Genomic DNA, 19339 nt, shown 5'->3' on the forward strand with positions numbered 1-19339 from the left:
CCCTCAGCGGCCCGGAAGAGAAACGGGCCTGGGCCGGACACCACGTGGTGTCCGGCCCAGGCCCTTCGAACGATGAGCGCTACTTCTTGCGGCGACGCCCGCCGCCACCGCTCTTCTGCGCCTTGCGGCGCTCCGCACGCGTCATGCCGTCGCCCTCGGACCGGTCACTGTCCCCGTTGGAGAAGTCGCCCTCGACGATGCCGCCCTCCCCGTCCACCGTGGGAGCGGAGAAGTGCAGCCGGTCCGGACGCTGCGGGGCGTCCAGGCCCTTGGCCCGGATCTCCGGACGCGCGGCGGCCGCCACAGGAGCGCCCTGCTTCGCGAGCGAGGTCCGCTCCGCCGCATCCTGCACCGGAACCTCCTCGACCTGCTGCTCGACCTGGACCTCCAGGTTGAACAGGTAGCCGACGGACTCCTCCTTGATGCCCTCCATCATGGCGTTGAACATGTCGAAGCCCTCGCGCTGGTACTCGACCAGCGGGTCCTTCTGCGCCATGGCCCGCAGGCCGATGCCCTCCTGGAGATAGTCCATCTCGTAGAGGTGCTCACGCCACTTGCGGTCCAGGACGGACAGGACCACGCGCCGCTCCAGCTCGCGCATGATGTCCGAGCCGAGCGACTTCTCGCGCTCCTCGTACTGCTCGTGGATGTCGTCCTTGACCGACTCGGCGATGAAGTCGGCGGTGACCCCGGCCAGGTCACCCGCGGCGTCCTCGAGCTCGGCGACCGAGACCTTCACCGGGTAGAGCTGCTTGAAAGCACCCCACAGCCGGTCCAGGTCCCACTCCTCGGCGAAGCCCTCGGCGGTCTCCTGCCGGATGTAGTCGTCGATCGTGTCGTCCATGAAGTGACGGATCTGGTCCTGCAGGTCCTCGCCCTCCAGGACACGACGACGCTCGCCGTAGATGACCTCGCGCTGCCGGTTGAGCACCTCGTCGTACTTCAGGACGTTCTTACGCGTCTCGAAGTTCTGCTGCTCCACCTGCGACTGCGCGGAGGCGATCGCGCGGGTCACCATCTTGTTCTCGATCGGCACGTCGTCGGGAACGTTCGCCATCGACATGACGCGCTCGACCATCTGCGCCTTGAACAGCCGCATCAGGTCATCGCCCAGCGAGAGGTAGAACCGGGACTCGCCCGGGTCGCCCTGACGGCCGGAACGACCGCGCAGCTGGTTGTCGATGCGCCGCGACTCGTGCCGCTCGGTGCCCAGGACGTAGAGCCCCCCGAGCTCCTTGACCTCGTCGTGCTCGGCCTTGACGGCCTGCTCGGCCTTCTCCAGCGCGGCGGGCAGCGCCGCGGCCCACTCCTCGACGTGCTCGACGGGGTCGAGGCCACGCTGGCGCAGCTCCGCCTCCGCGAGGTCGTCGGGGTTGCCGCCGAGCTTGATGTCGGTGCCTCGTCCGGCCATGTTCGTGGCGACGGTGACGGCACCCTTACGGCCCGCCTGGGCGATGATCGGCGCTTCCCTGTCGTGCTGCTTGGCGTTCAGCACCTCGTGCTGGACACCCCGCTTGGAGAGCTGCTGCGAGAGGTACTCGGACTTCTCGACCGAGGTGGTGCCGACCAGGATCGGCTGCCCCTTCTCGTGCTTCTCGGCGATGTCGTCGACGACCGCCGCGAACTTCGCGACCTCGGTGCGGTAGATCAGGTCCGACTGGTCGGCACGGACCATGGGGCGGTTCGTCGGGATCGGCACGACGCCCAGCTTGTAGATCTGGTGGAACTCGGCGGCCTCGGTCATCGCCGTACCGGTCATGCCCGAGAGCTTGCCGTACAGGCGGAAGAAGTTCTGCAGGGTGATCGTGGCGAGGGTCTGGTTCTCGTCCTTGATGTCCACCCCTTCCTTCGCCTCGATGGCCTGGTGCATGCCCTCGTTGTAACGGCGGCCGGCGAGGATACGTCCGGTGTGCTCGTCGACGATCATGACTTCGCCGTCGATGACGACGTAGTCCTTGTCCTTCTTGAAGAGTTCCTTGGCCTTGATGGCGTTGTTGAGGTACCCGACGAGCGGCGTGTTCACCGACTCGTAGAGGTTGTCGATCCCGAGCCAGTCCTCGACCTTCGAGACACCGGGCTCGTGGATGGCCACGGTCCGCTTCTTCTCGTCGACCTCGTAGTCGCCGGTCTCCTCGATGCCCTTCAGCGGGTTGCCCGCCTCACCCCTGGTGAGACGCCTGACCAGCTTGGCGAAGTCCCCGTACCACTTGGTGGCCTGGTCGGCCGGGCCGGAGATGATCAGCGGCGTACGGGCCTCGTCGACGAGGATCGAGTCGACCTCGTCGACGATCGCGAAGTTGTGGCCGCGCTGGACGAGCTCGTCCTGGGACCACGCCATGTTGTCGCGGAGGTAGTCGAACCCGAACTCGTTGTTCGTGCCGTACGTGATGTCGCAGGCGTACTGCTCACGGCGCTGCGCCGGGGTCATGTTGGCGATGATGCAGCCGACATCGAGACCGAGGAACTTGTGGACCCGGCCCATCATCTCGGAGTCACGCTCGGCCAGGTAGTCGTTGACCGTGATCAGGTGCACTCCCTTGCCGGAGAGCGCGTTGAGATAAGCGGGCAGGGTGCCGACGAGGGTCTTGCCCTCACCGGTCTTCATCTCGGCCACGTAGCCGAGGTGCAGGGCGGCTCCGCCCATCATCTGAACGTCGTAGTGGCGCTGTCCGAGGACGCGCTTGGCGGCCTCACGGACGGTCGCGAATGCTTCGGGAAGCAGGTCGTCCAGGCTCTCGCCGTCCGCGTACCGTTCCTTGTACTCGTCGGTGAGCGCCCGCAGCTCGGCGTCGGAGAGGTTGACGAAGTCCTCTTCGATGGAGCTGACCTGGTCCGCGATGCGGTGCAGTTTGCGCAGGATCTTGCCTTCGCCTGCACGCATGAGCTTGTTGAAGACGGACACTGAGGCTGGTCTCCTTGCCGGTCGGGCCTGGCACTGGGTCGTGTTATGGACTCTGGCGCGGGCACGGCAGGTCGGCCCCACCGCAACGGCCATCGTAAGCGAGGACCCCGCCGCGCCGGGAGGGCTGCCACAGCGTTGCCCCCGCCGCACCCTTCCAGGACAACGGCCCAGAGGTGCGGAAGGTGCCGGGAAGCCCCAAAAGTGCTCGCTTCCCGCGCGCCGGAACACCACAATCCCCGCATGGAACCGATCACCCTCACCACGGAACGCCTGGTCCTGCGGCCCTTCGGGCCCCAGGACGCGGACAGGGCGTACATCGCCTGCCAGGATCCGGACATCCAGCGGTGGACGGTCGTTCCCTCCCCGTACACGCGCGCCGACGCGGAGCTCTTCACCGGAAAACTGTCCCCGGCCGGCTGGCAGGAGGACTCGGCGTACAACTTCGCCGTGGTGCTGCGGGACGACGGGCAGCTCGTCGGCGCCCTCGGCCTCACCCGACTGAGCCACCCGGGAACGTACGAGGTGGGCTACTGGACGGCCCGGGAGCACCGCGGCCTCGGCTTCACGACGGAAGCGGTCCTCGGCGGGGCCCACTGGGCGTTCACCGTCCTCGCAGCGGACCGCCTCGAATGGCGGGCCGAAGTCGGCAACGAGCCGTCCCGGGCCGTCGCCCGGCGTACGGGCTTCCGCATGGAGGGCGAGCAGCGGTCCGCACTGGTCAACAAGGGGATACGGCGCGACACATGGACCGGGTCGCTGATCCCGGCAGATCTGGGACTGCCCGGCACCCAGCCGTACCTGCCGGCCCGTTCCTGAGCCGCTCCGGCCCGGCGGTAGGAGCAGACCCGAAGACCCGGGCGGGATGTCGGTGCGGCCCTCTAGGGTTCGATGCATGACGTCTGCGCCGCCTCCCGTCCTCGAACTCTCCGCCGACCAGGCGCGCCGGATCGCCCTGCGGGCGCAAGGCTTCCTGGGGGCTCCCGACCGCCGGGGCGGAGTGCCCGGGGTGCTGCGTCACCTCGGGGCCGTCCAGCTCGACACGATCTCGGTCCTGGCCCGCTCGCACGAGCTCGTGCCCTACGCGCGTCTCGGCGCCGTCGGCCGGCGCACGGTCGACGACGCGTACTGGTCGGGTGGCCGCTCCTTCGAGTACTGGTCGCACGCCGCATGCATCCTGCCGGTCGAGGAATGGCCGCACTTCGCGTTCCGACGCCGCGCCTACCGCGCACGCCCCCACTGGAACCACGACCTGCCCGACGGGGCGTACGACACGGTGATCAAGCAGCTGCGTGCCGAGGGCCCACTGACGGCGACCGAGCTCGGCGGCGCGAAGAACGGCGGGGAGTGGTGGGACTGGTCGGCGTCGAAGGTCGCCGTCGAACGGGCCCTGATGTACGGCGAGGTGGTGTGCACCCAGCGGCGCAGCTGGAAGCGCGTCTACGACCTGGCCGAGCGCGCGATTCCGGAGCCCCTGCTCCACGACGACCTGGACGACACCGAGTGCCTGCGCCGGCTGGTGGCCCTGGCGGGCCGTTCCCTGGGGGTCGGGACCCGGGCGGACATCGCCGACTACCACCGGCTCAAGGGCGAGCAGTTCGACGCCGTGGTGGCGGACTCGGGGCTGGTCCCGGTGTCGGTGCGGGGCTGGGCCAAGCCGGCCTGGGCGGACCCGGAGGCACTGGCCTCCGAGCCCCGTGGACGGCACCGTACGACGCTTCTGTCGCCGTTCGACTCACTCATCTGGGAGCGGGCACGCACCGAGCGGATCTTCGGCTTCGCCCATCGCCTGGAGGCCTATGTGCCCAGGCCCAAGCGGATCCACGGCTACTTCGCGATGCCCCTGCTGGCGGGCGGCAGCCTGCGGGGCAGGGTCGACCCGGCACGCGAGGGCACCACGCTGGTCGCCCGCCAGGTGTCGCTGGAGAGCGGGAAGACCGTGCCGCCGATGGCCGAGGCGCTCGTCGAAGCCGCCTCCTGGGTCGGCTGCACGGATGTCCGGCTGGAGCGGGTCGACGCGCCGGAACTGCGGGAGCCGCTCATGGCGGAAATCGCCCGCATTCTTGCGTGAGGCCGACGGGCGGCGGCCGGGCGTGGTCCGCTATCTGATCTCGAGGATCTTCTCCCGCATGGCATAGACCACGGCTTCCATCCGGGAGTGCAGCTGGAGCTTCTCCAGAATATTGCGGACGTGGTTCTTCACGGTGTTCTCGGAAATGAACAATTCCTTGGCGATATCGCGGTTGTTCATCCCCGTCGCCACGAGCTTGAGAACTTCGAGCTCCCGCTCCGTGAGCCGCGGCGCCGGGACCAGCCGGCGCTCGTCGGTGCGCTGAATCATCGACTTGAACTCGGTGAGCAGTTTGGAAGCCATCGACGGGCTGATCTGGGACTGCCCGTCCGCCACCGCGCGAATGGCCGTGGCCACCTCGTCGGTGGAGATCTCCTTGAGGAGATAGCCGGTGGCGCCCGCCTTGATCGCCTCGTAGAGGTCGGCCTCCTCGTCGCTGATCGTCAGCATGATGATCTTGGCACTGGGTGCCACCTCCTTGATGGAGGTGCAGGCCTCGATGCCGCCGCGCTTGGGCATCCGTACATCCATCAGCACGATGTCGGGCAGCAGGTCCGCGGCCTTGTCGACCGCCTCCGCACCGTCACCCGCCTCGCCCACGACCTGGATGTCCTCCTCCTGCGCGAGGACGATCTCCAGACCTCTGCGGAACAGCGCATGGTCGTCGACCACAAGAACCCGGATGGGTTCCTTGCGGGAACTGCCGTCGTCCGCACCGGCATCCGTACCGGCCGCGTCGTCGCCGGCGTTCGTATCACGCACGGGCCCGAAGGTGTCCGCCATCGTTCCTCCCCCTGAAGGCCACGGCCTGAGGTCACAGGCTGCCCGCCAACGGCACTTTGCAGAACACCGATTGGCTTTTGGGACGCCATGATTTCATGCCCGGGCGCCGGTGCAGTGATCCTGTCGTCGCACGCGGGTGCCCCCGGGGGCGCGCAAGCGCTTCCAGGGGCACCACGAAAGGGATGGCGTCAGCCGCCGAGCGCACCGCCCGCGCCGCCCGCTTCGTCAGAGGCGAGCGGGTCGGTCCTCAGATGAATGACACCGTAGTCGTAGGCGTGCCGTCGGTAGACGACACTGGGCTCCTTGGTCTCGGAGTCGACGAAAAGGTAGAAGTCGTGCCCGACCAGCTCCATCTCGTAGAGCGCCTGGTCGAGCGTCATCGGTGCTGCGACGTGCATCTTCTCGCGCACCACGAGCGGTCCCTCGCCCTGAACCTCGAGCGAACCGATCCTGGTGGTGGGCACGGCCGACGGCGTCTCCTCGGGGATCAGCTCGCCGTCCCCGTTGAACGATGCGGCGCCCGGAACGACCTCGCCCACCTCGGATGCGGGCAAGCGGCCGTTGCCTCGCCTGCTGTAGCGCTTGTCGTGCTCCTTGCGCAGTCGCGCGTCCAGCTTGTCGGTGGCCAGGTCCAGCGCAGCGTACGGGTCGCCTGCCGCAGCTTCCGCCCGGATGACCGGCCCGCGCGAGCGGAGTGTGATCTCCACCCGTGCCGCACGGTCGGCCTGACGGGGATTCGGCTCCTTGGACACCTCGACGTCGAGACTGATCACCTTGCCGTCGAACTTCTGGATCTTGTCCAGCTTCAGCTTCTCGGCCACGTGCTTGCGGAACCGCTCGGGCACCTCGGTCTTGCGGCCCTTGACGACGATGTCCACGCAGAACTCCGTTCCCGGATCGCTCCGCTTCAGCGGCGGAGCATCTCCCTTTTGCACCAGGCCCCGGTGATCGCCGGAGCCTCGGACTCGGTGACTTCCACCTCCTCCTCCCCCGTCGGCAGGGTCTCCACCCCACCGAACTTCCGTGCTTCTGGCCTACCGGTGAGTTGTCTGCCCGAAACCTGGTGGTGCATTCATCGAGGTGCGGCATTCACCGTTCCTCACAACCGAACATAGCCTGCCCACCACCGTGTCGGCACCCGCTACTCGCGCGTACCTCCGATCAGGGCCCTTTACCCACTCACTACCTGCAACGATGCAATTCTTCTGTCAGTTCCGGTTTAATTCGAAAGCAGACGGAGAAGCTGAGACAACCGCAGCCCGCAGGACGGGCGCGGCACCATGTCCGGCGCCTCCCGCCGCACGGACAGCGCGTGCCGCCTCGGTAAGCGACGCCCCCGTCGTGAGCAGGTCGTCCACGAGCACCACCCGGCCGCCCCGGAGCAACCGGCGCCCACCGGCCGCGACCTCCAGCGCACCTGCCAGATTCACCTGCCGCGCCCGGGCCCCGAGCCCCGCCTGGTCCGCCACCGCACGCCGCTGCCGCAGCACCGCGGCCACCCGTGCCGCAGACCCGCCGCGCCGCAGCTCCGCCGCGGCGGCCAGTGCGATCCGCCGCGCGGGATCGTGGCCGCGCGCAGCCGTGGCCCGCCGCGCCGACGGTACGGGCACCAGCAGCAGGGGTCCCTCGTCACCCGACTGCCCCGCCCCGGCCCTCACAGCGCCCGCCAGGGCCCCGCCGAGTGCCCTTGCGAGCCCGAGTGCCCCTCGTTCCTTGTGGGCCAGCAGCATCGCGCGTACCGCGTTCTCGTACGGCGCCGCGGCATGGACCACCGGAAGTCCCGCGGGCTCGGGATCGGGCCTCACACGCCGCGGGCCTGCGGCCAACGCCGCGGCACACTGCCCGCACAGCTCCGTGCGCGGTCTGCCGCAGCCACCGCAGGCCGCCGGCAGGACCAGGCCCGCGATCTCCCGCCACCATCCCCGCACGGCCCCACTGTGCCCGGGCAGCGAACACCCGGCCAGCCCTGTGGACAACGCCTGTGGACAACTCGGACCGGGCGCGGCCGGAACTCCGCCCGGTCCAGCTGGTCAGCCCGGGTAGACCAGCGAGGATCCGTCCTTGAGGACCGTCTGCCAGTTGTCGCCGGGCGACAGCTTCACTATCCCGTCGACCTCGGTGTCCGCCATCAGCGGCAACTGCTCGTCGTCGGCCGCCGCGATCGCCGTCACCTGGTTCACACCGGGCAGGACACCGGAGGCCGACGTCGAACCGTCAGCCTGCACATAGCGGACCTGCTGGACACCGCCCTCCTCCCTGCCGACCACCACGAGGCGGCTGCGGCCCGACCAGGAAACGGCAGTCACATCGGCCAGCTGGGGCGCCGCCTGGCGCAGGTCCTGCACCGAGACCTGCTCGGCCTCCCCGGACCCGGTCCGCTCGACCCGCCCGATCTTCAGCGTCGTATGCCCGTCCTCGAACACCCTGAGCGCGATCCGAACCCCGTCGGCCGACATCCGCAGCGCTTCGATCCTCCCGCCGTCCAGGCCGGGCACCTCGACCTCCTGCGGTTCGCCCTCTCCGTCCGTCAGCCGCAGCAGCCTGGGGCCGGCCGGATCACGGTCGGCGATCCACAGGTCGCCCCGGTCGTCCCAGCTCGGCGCGGACAGCCGGTCCTCGGCCTTCTTGGCCCGGCTGCTCACAACTGGTTCGGCCGGTTCGCTCTCCGTGACGAGGGAGGACACGTAGAGATCCTTCTGATCGGCCGAGACAGCGGCAGCCTGCTGCTCGTCCCGGGCGACGCCGACGGCGCTCATCGCCACCGGCCCGGCGCCGAACGGACCGATCACCGGCTCCGGGTCACCGCTGCCCTTGTTGACGCCGGGGAGGTGCTGCACGTGCCCCTTGTCGTCCACGAAGTACTGGCTGTCGGGGGGACCGGAGGAGTCGTCCGAAGCGAACTCGTCGGCCTCGTCCGCCCCGAGGGAGCACAGCGGCCCCCGCCCGCCCTGGAGCTCGACCTGACCGACCCGCGCGGACGTCAGGTCCCGCAAGGTGAAGAGCACCTGGGCCGCCATCATCCGGCAGGCACCCCGGCCGACCTTGTCGGCCTTCTTGTTGAGCGGCACCTTCAGGACGTTCTGGTCGTCGGGCGCGAGCGAGGTGACCCCGCGCTTCAGTGCCGTACCGGTGGGAAAGCTGGAATCGACGACCGGCCTCAACCAGTTGGACGGCCCCTCGAGGAGCGTCCGGACAGTCTGGGTCGCCGTGTCCATCCGCGTGACGGGATCCGTCCGGTTCCGTACGTAGACGGGGTCGGCGACCAGTGCGGAGTCGCTGTCCGCCCGCCCGGCGGCGAAGTAGTACTTGTTCACGGACCGGTAGAGCCGCTTGAAGTCGGACTGCCCGAGCACCAGACCGTCCGGCACGATGTCGATGCGCCACTCCTGCTTGCCGTCCGCCCCCTTCTGCCGCACCAGGTGCAGCATCTGGGAATAGTCCGTCGGCGCGAGCGGCCGGTAGGAACTCTGCGCGTCGACGGCTGCCACCTGGTCGCCCGTGAGGGTGTAGGTGGTCTCCGTGCTCCTGCGCTCCTTGTCGTGGAGCGAGGGACCGTTCCGGTTGGGTGCCTTGGCGAGCACCGTGGTGCCGTGGCTCGGCTTCCAGGTGCGGGCCGCCTCCTCGGTCAGGTACTTGCGGGTCGTCCTGAAATCGGGGTCGTCACTCGTCATCGACTCCAGGAAGCCGTCGACGACCTCGAGGGGCGCGGCGCCCTCCCTCGGCGGCACGGCGTACACCTGCACCTGGGAATCGCCCGGCTGCGAGGCATCGACCGCCTTGACGTCACCGGTGACCGGCATCGCTCCGCACGCGGACAGGACCACGATGCCGCAGCCCAGCAGGGCGGAAACCCGCACCGCACGTCCATGCCCACCCCGACGGCGGTCAGTTTCCACGAGTCGTGTCCTCCTGGTCCGGATCCTGCGTCTCCTGGCCACCCCCGCCCGGCCGCTCCCCGGCCGGACGCGACACCACGCGTGCGCCACTGCCCGGCAGGGCCGCCGGATGCACCGAAACGGGAGCCGAGCGCTGCGCCACCGGGGTGCGCGCCGGAACGGGCAGCTGCGACCGCGCCGCGGACCCGGTCTGGTTCGGTACGGACATCAACCGGTGGTCGGCCGCCGGCGGGGCCGCCTCGGCCCGTTCACGGTTTTCCCGGTTGCGGCGCGAATCCTCCGGCTCCAGCGGTATCGGCGACCCGCGCAGCGGCTCGTCCGCCGTGCGGGGCAGGGTGAGGCGGAACTGCGAACCGCCACCGGGCTCGCCCCATGCCTGCAGCCAGCCGCCGTGCAGCCGCGCGTCCTCGACGGCGATCGAAAGGCCCAGTCCGGTCCCTCCGGTCGTCCGCGCGCGGGCCGGATCGGCCCGCCAGAAACGGTTGAAGACCCGGGTCGCCTCGCCCGGCTTGAGCCCCACCCCGTAGTCCCGGACGGCCACAGCCACGGCACCCTGGGCAACCCCCATGCGCACCACGACGTCCCGGCCCTCACCGTGCTCGACGGCGTTGACGACGAGGTTGCGCAGAACCCGTTCGACACGGCGCGCATCTGCCTCGGCCACCACCGGCTGCTCGTCGCCGATGACCCTGATGCGGCTGCCCTTGCGCTCGGCCAGCGGCTCGGCACCGCCGATCACGCGCCGTACGACGGCACGCAGATCTATCGGTTCGGCTTCCAGAGCCGCGGCACCCGCGTCGAACCTGCTGATCTCCAGCAGGTCGGACAGGAGCGACTCGAAACGGTCGAGCTGGTCACCCAGAAGCTCCGCGGAACGCGCGGTCACCGGATCGAAGTCGACGCGCGCGTCGTGAATGACGTCGGCGGCCATCCGCACGGTGGTCAGCGGGGTCCGGAGCTCATGACTGACGTCCGAGACGAAACGCCGCTGCATACGGGAGAGCTCCTCCAGCTGCTGGATCTTCAGCTGCAGGTTCTGCGCCATCTTGTTGAAGGCCTCACCGAGCCGGGCGATGTCGTCCTCGCCGGTGACCTTCATCCGTTCCTGGAGCCTGCCGGCGGAGAGCCGCTCGGCGATCCCCGCGGCCATGCGCACGGGGGTGACGACCTGGCGTACGACGAACCAGGCGATGCCCCCCAGCAGCACGACCACGAACAGGCCCGCGGTGGCCAGAGTCGTCGTGACCAGCGTCAGCGACTTCTCCTCCTGCGTGAGCGGGAAGAGGTAGTACAGCTCGTACGGATTGTGGTCGATGTCGTAGAGCCGCTTGCCCACGACAAGTCCGGGCTGCGGATCCTTCCCGTACGAGTAGCGGATCAGGGAGTACGTCTGGAACGCCCCGGGCCCCTTGTCCACGGCCTCGCGCAGACTCTGCGGCACGCTGGACGCCTCCACGCTGCCCGAGCCGCGCGGTGCACGGCTGGTCGCGCTCTGCGCAGGGGAGTCGGCACTGAGCGCCACCACGTTGAAGGCGTTCGTGCCACCGCTGGCGAGCTGATCGACCAGCTCGGTACGCCACGAGGTGTTGGCTGTCATGCCGTCGGCGCCCTCGTCGCCCTGACCACCCGGGACGAGCGGCGCGTTCGCGTTCGCCTGGGCGGCCGCGAACCCGCCGGCCGCCTGTGTCTGCGCCGCCTTGCCCTTCGCGTCGAGCAGGCCGTTGCGGACCTGCCCGATCACGACGAAGCCCAGCACCAGCACCACGGCGATCGACATCAGCAGGGTGCCGGCGACGACCCGCAGCTGCAGGTTGCGCCGCCACAGCCGCACGGCGGGCAGCAGCGGACGCCGGATCCACCGCATCAGAAGACGCAGCACGGGACCACCGGGCGTCCGGCCCTGGAACAACCGGCCGCCCTGGCGGAACCGGCTGTACCGGGATGACCTCCGTGCCGGACCGGCAGCCCGCTCCGTACGGACTCCCGGCCCCCCGGGTTTCGGAGCAGCGCTGCCCAGGGTCATGTCAGCTCGGTCCGGCCTTGTAACCGACACCGCGGACGGTCACAACGATCTCCGGACGCTCCGGGTCCTTCTCGACCTTGGAGCGCAGCCGCTGGACATGCACATTCACCAGACGGGTGTCGGCGGCATGGCGGTAGCCCCATACCTGCTCGAGCAGCACCTCGCGGGTGAAGACCTGCCACGGCTTGCGGGCGAGCGCGACCAGCAGGTCGAACTCCAGCGGGGTGAGGGCGATCGACTGCCCCTCCCGCTTCACCGAGTGACCGGCCACGTCGATGACCAGGTCCCCGATCGCCAGCTGCTCCGGCGCGGGCTCTTCGGACCTCCGCAGACGTGCCCTGATCCGGGCCACCAACTCCTTCGGTTTGAACGGCTTGACGATGTAGTCGTCGGCCCCGGATTCCAGGCCCACCACCACATCGACCGTGTCGCTCTTGGCAGTGAGCATGACGATCGGCACACCCGACTCGGCCCTGATCAGCCGGCAGACCTCGATGCCGTCCCGTCCGGGCAGCATGAGGTCCAGCAGCACCAGGTCCGGCTTGGCCTCACGAAATGCAGCCAGTGCCTTGTCGCCGTCCGCTACGAACGACGGTTCGAAACCTTCTCCCCGCAGCACAATGCCGAGCATCTCGGCCAGTGCGGTGTCGTCGTCGACGACAAGGACGCGTCCCTTCATAAACGACATCATCCCATTAGCTAATCGTTACCTGCGATGACCTGGCACACAGCTCTGCCAGTCCGACCCCCGTTACCGGGGAAATGATGCCCTCCTCCGTGACGATCGCCGTGACCAGTTCGGGCGGCGTGATGTCGAATGCGGGGTTGTACGCCTGGGCTCCGGGGGGTGCCACCGACTGCCCGCCCCCCTCACCCTCGGCCGAGACGTTGCGTCGCGATGTGAGCTCCGTCACTTCTACCGCAGAACGCTGCTCGACAACTATGGATGTGCCGTCCGCGGTGTCCAGATCAACCGTCGTGGTCGGTGCCACGACGATGAACGGCACATGGTGGTACTTGGCAAGCACCGCCAACGGATAACTCCCCACCTTGTTGGCCACCGAGCCGTCCGCGGCGATGCGGTCCGCCCCGATGAGTACGGCATCCACCTCCCCCGCGGCAAACAGCGAACCCGCCGCGTTGTCGGTGAGCAAGCTGTACGGCATGCCGTTGCGTGCCGCTTCGAACGCCGTCAGCCTCGCTCCCTGGAGCAGCGGACGGGTCTCGTCCACCCACAGCCGCCGCAGGCTACCCGCCCGGTGGGCCCCCAGAGCCACCGCGAAGGCCGTGCCCTCACCCCCCGACACGAGCGCCCCCGTGTTGCAGTGGGTCAGCAGCCGATGCCCACCGTCGGGCAGGAGCTCCGCCAGCAGCTCCAGACCGTACTGCGCCATACGCCTGCTGGCGGCCGCGTCCTGCCGGTGCAGGGCCCGCGCCTCCGCCAGGGCGGCCCCGGCGGCCTCCTGGGGACCGGCACCGTTGGCGACAGCCGTCCCGTGCACCCGGGCCACACGCCGCGCCCCGTACCCGAGATTGACCGCGGTGGGCCGCGCCGCCTCCAGCAGCTCCGCGGCCCGCACCACGTCGTCACCCCGGGCAGCGGCCAGTGCCACGCCGTAGCCACCGGCAATGCCCAGCAGGGGCGCACCGCGCACCGCCAGCGTCCGGATCGCCCGGACCAGCTCGGGCACATCGGCGCACACCAGCTCGACCTCCTCCGAGGGCAGCCGGGTCTGGTCGAGGAGGACCACCGCGGGGCCTTCCGGTGGCTCGTCCCAACGGAGTACGGAGAGAGCCGGAGGCTCGATGCCCACCGGCGATTGCGCGTCCTGATCAGCCATCTGCCCAGTCTGCCCGCTGACCCGCCCGCACACGAAGGCGAGAAGGAGATACAGCGCCTGCCCGCACCGGAGCACCGCGTGGCACGATGGCTGCCAACCTGCCGCCCCGATGAGCGGTCAGGACCGTGAAGGAGCGACAATGAACGACTCTCCGGGCTGGGCTACGCCCGGATCTGCACCCTCCGACGGCCAGGAGGCGGGCATCCCCCGGCCTTCTTCGCCCGTCGACGGAAGCGGCCCCGGCGGACAGTGGTCCCCTGCACAGCCGCCTCCGGGTCAGTGGTCCCCACCGAGCGCTCCCGGCAGCGGTCCGGGCACACCCCCGCCCGCCCAGGGCTGGGGCGCGGCTCCCCCGCAGGGCCCGGGCCCCGGATGGGGCCGTCAGCCCATGGCGGCGAAGCCCGGCGTCATCCCCCTCCGCCCCCTGGGCGTCGGAGAGATCCTCGACGGCGCCGTGTCCACCATGCGCGCCAACTGGCGCACCGTGCTGGGCATCAGCCTCACCGTCTCCGTGATCTCCGAGATCGCCGTCATCCTCCTGCAGCGCTACCTCCTGCCGGAGCCGACATCGGTCGACTCGAACGCCGTCGGGGCCGAGGCCATCCGCCAGGCCGCCGACTCGGCGCAGTCGAGCCTGCTCAGCAGCGCCCCGGCGACGCTCATCTCGATGATCGCCACGCTCTTCATCACCTCGGTGCTCACCGTGGTGATCAGCCGCTCCGTGCTCGGCCGCAAGGCGACACTCTCCGACGCCTGGGCCGAGGCCCGGCCCCGGCTCCTTCCGCTCCTCGGGCTGACGCTGCTGATGAGTCTGTTGAGCGCCGCCGTGCTGATGGTGGGACTGCTTCCCGGCCTGCTGCTGGGTGGCGGCGCCGGCATCGCCCTCGCCTTCGTCGGCTTCGCCGCCGCCTGCGTCGTCGTCGTGTGGCTGATGGTCCGCTTCTCGCTCGCCGCACCGGCGCTGATGCTGGAGCGGCAGTCCGTCCTTACCTCGCTGCGCCGTTCGGCGAAGCTGGTCAGGGGCACCTGGTGGCGGACGTTCGGCATTCTCGCTCTCACGTACCTGCTGGTCATCGTCGTCGCCCTGATCATCGTGATCCCGTTCGGCATCATCGCCGTGACCGTGGACAGCGACGGCCTGAGCGAGTTCCTCAACAGCAGCTCCACCGATTTCGGATGGCCCTTCCTGATCATCACGGGCATCGGTGAAGTGATCATCTCGACGCTCACCTACCCGTTCACCGCAGGAGTGATCGCCCTCCTCTACGTCGACCAGCGCATCCGCCGCGAAGCGCTCGACCTCGACCTCGCCCGGGCCGCGGGCGTCCCCGGCTACGACACCCCCAGGAGCTGATGCGGTGACGGGGGCGGGGGGCACCACAGCAGCACAGAGACTCATCCGGGCGGGCGAGGACATACCCGTGGACATCCCACGCGTCCCCGCCCGCGAAGCGGCACAGGACGAACTGTCCGACCCGATGTACCACGAACACGATCCGAACCTCCTCCAGCGCGCACTCGACCGCTTCTGGGAATGGGTCGGCGACCTCTTCGAGGGCGCCACCGGATCCGCCCCGGGCGGCCCGCTCGGGCTCGTCGTCATCGCCCTCGTCGTCATCGCCCTGGGAGCGGCCCTCTGGTGGCGGCTCGGCACACCCCGGCGCTCCGTCCGTCCGTCGGACGCCCTGTTCGGCAGCGGCGCCCGCAGCGCGGCGGAGCACCGCACCGCAGCCGAGGCGCACGCGGAGGCCCTCCGCTGGACCGAAGCCGTCCAGGAACGCATGCGAGCAGTCGTACGCTCCCTGGAGGACCGGGCCGTACTCGACCCGCGACCGGGCCGCACCGCCGACGAGGCAGCCGCCGACGCGGGCAGGCTCCTGCCCGCCCATGCCACCCGGCTCCGTACCGCCGCCCGGGTCTTCGACGACGTCACATACGGGGGCCGTACGGCCGACCGGGCCGCGTACCTGAACCTGTGCGCCCTCGACCAGGACCTCGAGGACACCAAGCCCCTGCTGACCGCTCCCGCGACACCAGGGGCAGCCGGATGACCGAGGCCACCACCATCGCCACCACCTCCGCCTCCCGCACGCCGCACCAGGTCTGGCTCCGGGTCCGAGGCCTGCTCCTCGCCCTCCTCATTCTCGTCGTCGCGGGCATCACCTTCGCCGCGCTCCGCTCCGGCGACCAGCACGGCCGCCTCGATCCCCGCTCCGCGGACCCGTACGGCAGCCGGGCCGTCGCCGAACTCCTCAAGGACCGTGGTGTCTCCGTCAGCGTCGTCACCACGCTCGACGAGGCCATCGGCGCGGCGGGACCCGACACCACCCTCCTCGTCGCCGGCCCCAACGTGCTGACCACGTACCAGCAGCACCTGCTCCGGACGGCGACCGGTGACGCCACGGGCCGCACCGTTCTCGTCGCTCCCGGCCCACCGTCCGTTGCCCGGCTCGCCCCCGGTGTACGGGCGGTTTCCGCAAGCCGGGTGACCCCACGACCGCCGAACTGCGCACTCCCGGCCGCACGCACGTCCGGAACAGCCGACACGGGCGGCATCCGCTACACGACGGACGCCGACGGAGCCACCGCCTGCTACCCGGACGACGGGCTCCCCACCCTCCTGCTCCTCCCTGACAGGGGAACCGGCGACACCGTCCTGCTCGGCTCCCCCGACATCCTCCACAACGACCGCCTCGACCAGGAGGGCAACGCCTCCCTCGCTCTCCAACTCCTCGGCTCCCGACCGCATCTCGTCTGGTACCTCCCCTCGCTCACTGATCCCTCCGCCTCCGAAGGACATGCGGGCGACAGCGCCGACGGCGGAAGCGAGGACGGCGAGACCGAGTCGGCCGGCGAGAGCGGGTTCATCGACCTCATCCCCTCCGGCTGGCTCTGGGGAACGCTCCAACTGGCCGTCGCCGCCGTCCTCGCAGCCGTCTGGCGTGCTCGGCGGCTTGGCCCCCTGGTCACCGAACGGCTGCCCGTGGCCATCAGGGCCTCCGAGTCCACCGAGGGCAGGGCCCGCCTCTACCGCAAGGCGAACGCCCGCGACCGGGCCGCCGACGCCCTGCGCTCCGCCACCCGTAACCGCATCGCCCCACTCCTCGGTGTGTCCTCCCGCGACACCGACTCCCCCGAGGTCCTCCTGTCTGCCGTCTCCGCGCGTCTCACCACCACGGACAGGGATCTCCGCACCCTGCTCTTCGGGCCGGCCCCGGCCGACGACACCGCACTCGTTCTTCTGACCGACCAACTCGACGCCCTCGAAAGAGAGGTACGCACTTCATGAGCGCCCCGACCCCGGAGCCCAACGAGCCTGCGGCATCCGCAGGGACCCTTGTGGCCCCCGTGATTTCCGACAGCGCCCGCGCATCCCTGGAAGCTCTGCGTTCCGAGATCGCCAAGGCCGTGGTCGGCCAGGACCCCGCCGTCACCGGACTCGTCGTCGCGCTGCTCTGCCGAGGCCATGTCCTGCTCGAAGGCGTCCCCGGAGTCGCCAAGACCCTCCTGGTGCGCGCCCTTGCCGCCTCCCTCGAACTGGACACCAAACGCGTACAGTTCACGCCCGACCTCATGCCGAGTGACGTCACGGGCTCACTCGTCTACGACGCCCGCACCGCCGAGTTCTCCTTCCAGCCCGGCCCGGTGTTCACCAATCTCCTGCTCGCAGACGAGATCAACCGCACGCCTCCCAAGACGCAGTCCTCTCTCCTGGAGGCCATGGAGGAACGCCAGGTCACCGTCGACGGCACCCCTCGTGCGCTGCCCGACCCCTTCCTCGTCGCAGCCACCCAGAACCCCGTCGAATACGAGGGCACCTACCCGCTGCCCGAGGCCCAGTTGGACCGGTTCCTCCTGAAGCTGACCGTGCCTCTGCCGTCACGTGACGACGAGATCAGCGTCCTGAGGCGTCATGCCGACGGGTTCAACCCGCGCGACCTCAAGGCGGCAGGCATACGGCCCGTCGCCGGCCCCGCAGATCTGGAAGCCGCCCGCTCCGCCGTCGCCAAGACCACGGTCTCCCCCGAGATCGCCGCCTACGTCGTGGATATCTGCCGTGCCACTCGTGAATCCCCCTCGCTCACCCTCGGGGCCTCCCCCCGAGGAGCCACCGCGCTGCTCTCCACAGCGCGTGCCTGGGCCTGGCTCACCGGCCGGGACTACGTCATCCCTGACGATGTGAAAGCCCTGGCACTCCCCACACTCCGCCACCGCATCCAGCTACGGCCGGAAGCGGAAATGGAAGGGGTCAGCGCCGACTCCGTCATCACCGCTGTCCTCGCCCACGTCCCCGTCCCCCGATGAGGCGGTGACCATGGCCCTCACCGGACGAACCGCGTTGCTGGCCGCCTTGGGGTCACTCCCCGTAGGCATCCTTGCCCCGAGCTGGACCGGCATGCTCGCGGTCAACGCCCCTCTCTCCTTGGCAATTCTGTGCGACTACGCCCTGGCCGCGCCAGTACGTACGCTCCAGTTCACCCGATCCGGTGATACATCCGTTCGACTCGGTGACAACGCAGAAGTGCAACTCACCGTAACCAATCCCTCGCGTCGCCGACTTCGCGCGCACCTCCGCGACGCCTGGCCTCCGAGTACCTGGAGCACCGAAGCCGAACAGGCGTCATCCCGGCACGCGTTCACTGTTCCCGCCGGCGAGCGGCGTCGTCTGACCACGTTCCTCCGCCCTTCCCGTCGTGGCGACCGCCGGGCGGAACGCATCACGGTCCGCTCCTTCGGCCCACTGGGACTGGCAGCCCGGCAAGGGAATCACCACGTCCCGTGGACGGTCCGGGTCCTGCCTCCCTTCACCAGCCGACGGCACCTGCCTTCGCGGCTCGCCAGGCTCCGCGAACTCGACGGCCGCACCAGCGTGCTCACCCGGGGTCAGGGCACCGAGTTCGACAGCCTGCGCGCCTACGTGCCGGGAGACGACACCCGGTCCATCGACTGGCGAGCCACCGCACGCCAGTCCGCTGTCGCCGTGCGTACATGGCGCCCCGAGCGCGACCGCCACATCCTCATCGTCCTCGACACCGGTCGCACCTCAGCGGGACGAGTGGGCGATGTGCCCCGTCTCGATGCGGCCATGGACGCGACACTGCTCCTCACAGCCCTGGCCACACGTGCGGGCGACCGGGTGAACCTCCTCGCCTACGACCGGCGGATCCGCGCCCAGGTCGCGGGCAGGGCAGCCGGCGGCGACGTCCTGTCGGCGATCGTCGACGCCATGGTCCCGCTGGAGCCGGAGCTCGTGGAGACGGACGCCCGTGGCCTGAGCACAGCCGCGCTGGCGAGTGCCCCTCGGCGCTCCCTGATCGTCCTGCTGACAAGCCTGGACTCCGCGCCCATCGAGGAAGGCCTGCTCCCGGTACTCCCTCAGCTCACCCAGCGGCACACGGTCCTGGTAGCGGCCGTCGCGGATCCCCGTATCGAAGAGATGACTCGCGCCAGGGGCACAGTGGACGCGGTGTACGACGCCGCTGCCGGCACCCGAACTCAGGCTCAGCGCCGCAGGACCGCGGATCAGCTTCGTCGTCATGGCGTCGTGGTCGTCGATGCCACTCCGGATGCGCTCGCACCGGCGCTGGCTGACGCCTACCTCGCGCTCAAGGCCGCCGGCCGACTTTAGTGCAGTGCCCCGTGCGGTACCGCGCGGCCCGTAAGGGGTCGTGAACAGGTCCAGAACGCAGAAAAGCCCCGTGCCACAAGGGCACGGGGCTTTCCCGGAATAATTGTTCGGCGGCGTCCTACTCTCCCACAGGGTCCCCCCTGCAGTACCATCGGCGCTGAAAGGCTTAGCTTCCGGGTTCGGAATGTAACCGGGCG

Annotated in this window: 15 protein-coding genes and 1 rRNA gene; 7 read left to right on the forward strand and 9 right to left on the reverse strand. The window is 69.7% G+C overall.

Features of this window, described 5'->3' with window-relative positions; translation table 11 throughout:
• Positions 1 to 79 precede the first annotated feature (79 nt).
• Positions 80 to 2902 (reverse strand): preprotein translocase subunit SecA, encoded by a 2823-nt coding sequence (secA, locus tag ACFW9O_RS11835; protein WP_351178140.1) that lies wholly within the window; start codon positions 2900 to 2902, stop codon positions 80 to 82.
• Positions 2903 to 3142: 240 nt separating this feature from the next.
• Here secA and ACFW9O_RS11840 point away from each other — a divergent pair, with 240 nt between their 5' ends.
• Positions 3143 to 3718, forward strand: a complete 576-nt coding sequence (locus ACFW9O_RS11840) for a GNAT family N-acetyltransferase (RefSeq protein WP_351178138.1) — start codon at positions 3143 to 3145, stop codon at positions 3716 to 3718.
• Between the two features lie 76 nt (positions 3719 to 3794).
• Entirely contained in the window at positions 3795 to 4970 is a 1176-nt protein-coding gene (locus ACFW9O_RS11845; RefSeq protein ID WP_351178136.1) for a DNA glycosylase AlkZ-like family protein, read from the forward strand.
• A 30-nt stretch (positions 4971 to 5000) separates the two neighbouring features.
• On the opposite strand, the gene ACFW9O_RS11850 is transcribed toward ACFW9O_RS11845, so the two are convergent.
• The 7 genes from ACFW9O_RS11850 to mtnA form a co-directional block, all read right to left on the reverse strand.
• Positions 5001 to 5753: a response regulator transcription factor gene (locus ACFW9O_RS11850; protein ID WP_351178133.1), complete on the reverse strand. Its 753-nt coding sequence runs from the start codon at positions 5751 to 5753 to the stop codon at positions 5001 to 5003.
• 188 nt (positions 5754 to 5941) lie between these two features.
• Positions 5942 to 6631 (reverse strand): ribosome hibernation-promoting factor, HPF/YfiA family, encoded by a 690-nt coding sequence (gene hpf / locus ACFW9O_RS11855; RefSeq protein WP_351178130.1) that lies wholly within the window; start codon positions 6629 to 6631, stop codon positions 5942 to 5944.
• A gap of 330 nt (positions 6632 to 6961) precedes the next feature.
• On the reverse strand, positions 6962 to 7681 hold the full coding sequence (locus ACFW9O_RS11860) for a ComF family protein (protein ID WP_384607805.1): 720 nt from the start codon (positions 7679 to 7681) through the stop codon (positions 6962 to 6964).
• 102 nt (positions 7682 to 7783) lie between these two features.
• Complete coding sequence (locus ACFW9O_RS11865; RefSeq protein WP_384607808.1) at positions 7784 to 9610, reverse strand: LpqB family beta-propeller domain-containing protein; 1827 nt, start codon at positions 9608 to 9610, stop codon at positions 7784 to 7786.
• Between the two features lie 28 nt (positions 9611 to 9638).
• Positions 9639 to 11672 (reverse strand): MtrAB system histidine kinase MtrB, encoded by a 2034-nt coding sequence (gene mtrB, locus ACFW9O_RS11870; protein WP_384607811.1) that lies wholly within the window; start codon positions 11670 to 11672, stop codon positions 9639 to 9641.
• Position 11673: 1 nt separating this feature from the next.
• Entirely contained in the window at positions 11674 to 12363 is a 690-nt protein-coding gene (mtrA, locus tag ACFW9O_RS11875; RefSeq protein ID WP_187281934.1) for a two-component system response regulator MtrA, read from the reverse strand.
• A gap of 4 nt (positions 12364 to 12367) precedes the next feature.
• A complete protein-coding gene (mtnA, locus tag ACFW9O_RS11880) occupies positions 12368 to 13513 on the reverse strand; it encodes an S-methyl-5-thioribose-1-phosphate isomerase (protein ID WP_384607814.1) in 1146 nt (381 codons plus the stop codon).
• Positions 13514 to 13652: 139 nt separating this feature from the next.
• Here mtnA and ACFW9O_RS11885 point away from each other — a divergent pair, with 139 nt between their 5' ends.
• From ACFW9O_RS11885 to ACFW9O_RS11905, 5 genes are read left to right on the forward strand one after another with little or no spacing between them, the layout of a single operon-like run.
• Complete coding sequence (locus ACFW9O_RS11885) at positions 13653 to 14867, forward strand: hypothetical protein (protein WP_384607816.1); 1215 nt, start codon at positions 13653 to 13655, stop codon at positions 14865 to 14867.
• 4 nt (positions 14868 to 14871) lie between these two features.
• On the forward strand, positions 14872 to 15564 hold the full coding sequence (locus ACFW9O_RS11890; protein WP_384607819.1) for a DUF4129 domain-containing protein: 693 nt from the start codon (positions 14872 to 14874) through the stop codon (positions 15562 to 15564).
• Positions 15561 to 16802, forward strand: coding sequence for a DUF4350 domain-containing protein (locus tag ACFW9O_RS11895; RefSeq protein ID WP_384607821.1), 1242 nt, complete (start codon positions 15561 to 15563; stop codon positions 16800 to 16802). The genes ACFW9O_RS11890 and ACFW9O_RS11895 overlap by 4 nt, the downstream gene beginning before the upstream one ends.
• A complete protein-coding gene (locus ACFW9O_RS11900) occupies positions 16799 to 17818 on the forward strand; it encodes an AAA family ATPase (protein WP_384607824.1) in 1020 nt (339 codons plus the stop codon). The genes ACFW9O_RS11895 and ACFW9O_RS11900 overlap by 4 nt, the downstream gene beginning before the upstream one ends.
• Before the next feature lie 10 nt (positions 17819 to 17828).
• Complete coding sequence (locus ACFW9O_RS11905; protein WP_384607826.1) at positions 17829 to 19142, forward strand: DUF58 domain-containing protein; 1314 nt, start codon at positions 17829 to 17831, stop codon at positions 19140 to 19142.
• Positions 19143 to 19247: 105 nt separating this feature from the next.
• Here the strand turns inward: ACFW9O_RS11905 and rrf are convergent.
• Positions 19248 to 19339, reverse strand: a 5S ribosomal RNA gene (gene rrf, locus ACFW9O_RS11910); the annotation flags it as partial.

The organism is Streptomyces sp. NPDC059499 (assembly GCF_042749285.1).
Classification (GTDB): domain Bacteria; phylum Actinomycetota; class Actinomycetes; order Streptomycetales; family Streptomycetaceae; genus Streptomyces.

Excerpts from the sequence above, each read along its gene's own strand:
- ACFW9O_RS11840 (WP_351178138.1), top strand. The coding sequence starts at position 3,143 with ATGGAACCGATCACCCTCACCACGGAACGCCTGGTCCTGCGGCCCTTC.
- ACFW9O_RS11845 (WP_351178136.1), top strand. The coding sequence starts at position 3,795 with ATGACGTCTGCGCCGCCTCCCGTCCTCGAACTCTCCGCCGACCAGGCG.
- ACFW9O_RS11850 (WP_351178133.1), bottom strand. The coding sequence starts at position 5,753 with ATGGCGGACACCTTCGGGCCCGTGCGTGATACGAACGCCGGCGACGAC.
- mtrB (WP_384607811.1), bottom strand. The coding sequence starts at position 11,672 with ATGACCCTGGGCAGCGCTGCTCCGAAACCCGGGGGGCCGGGAGTCCGT.
- mtrA (WP_187281934.1), bottom strand. The coding sequence starts at position 12,363 with ATGATGTCGTTTATGAAGGGACGCGTCCTTGTCGTCGACGACGACACC.
- mtnA (WP_384607814.1), bottom strand. The coding sequence starts at position 13,513 with ATGGCTGATCAGGACGCGCAATCGCCGGTGGGCATCGAGCCTCCGGCT.
- ACFW9O_RS11885 (WP_384607816.1), top strand. The coding sequence starts at position 13,653 with ATGAACGACTCTCCGGGCTGGGCTACGCCCGGATCTGCACCCTCCGAC.
- ACFW9O_RS11895 (WP_384607821.1), top strand. The coding sequence starts at position 15,561 with ATGACCGAGGCCACCACCATCGCCACCACCTCCGCCTCCCGCACGCCG.
- ACFW9O_RS11900 (WP_384607824.1), top strand. The coding sequence starts at position 16,799 with ATGAGCGCCCCGACCCCGGAGCCCAACGAGCCTGCGGCATCCGCAGGG.
- ACFW9O_RS11905 (WP_384607826.1), top strand. The coding sequence starts at position 17,829 with ATGGCCCTCACCGGACGAACCGCGTTGCTGGCCGCCTTGGGGTCACTC.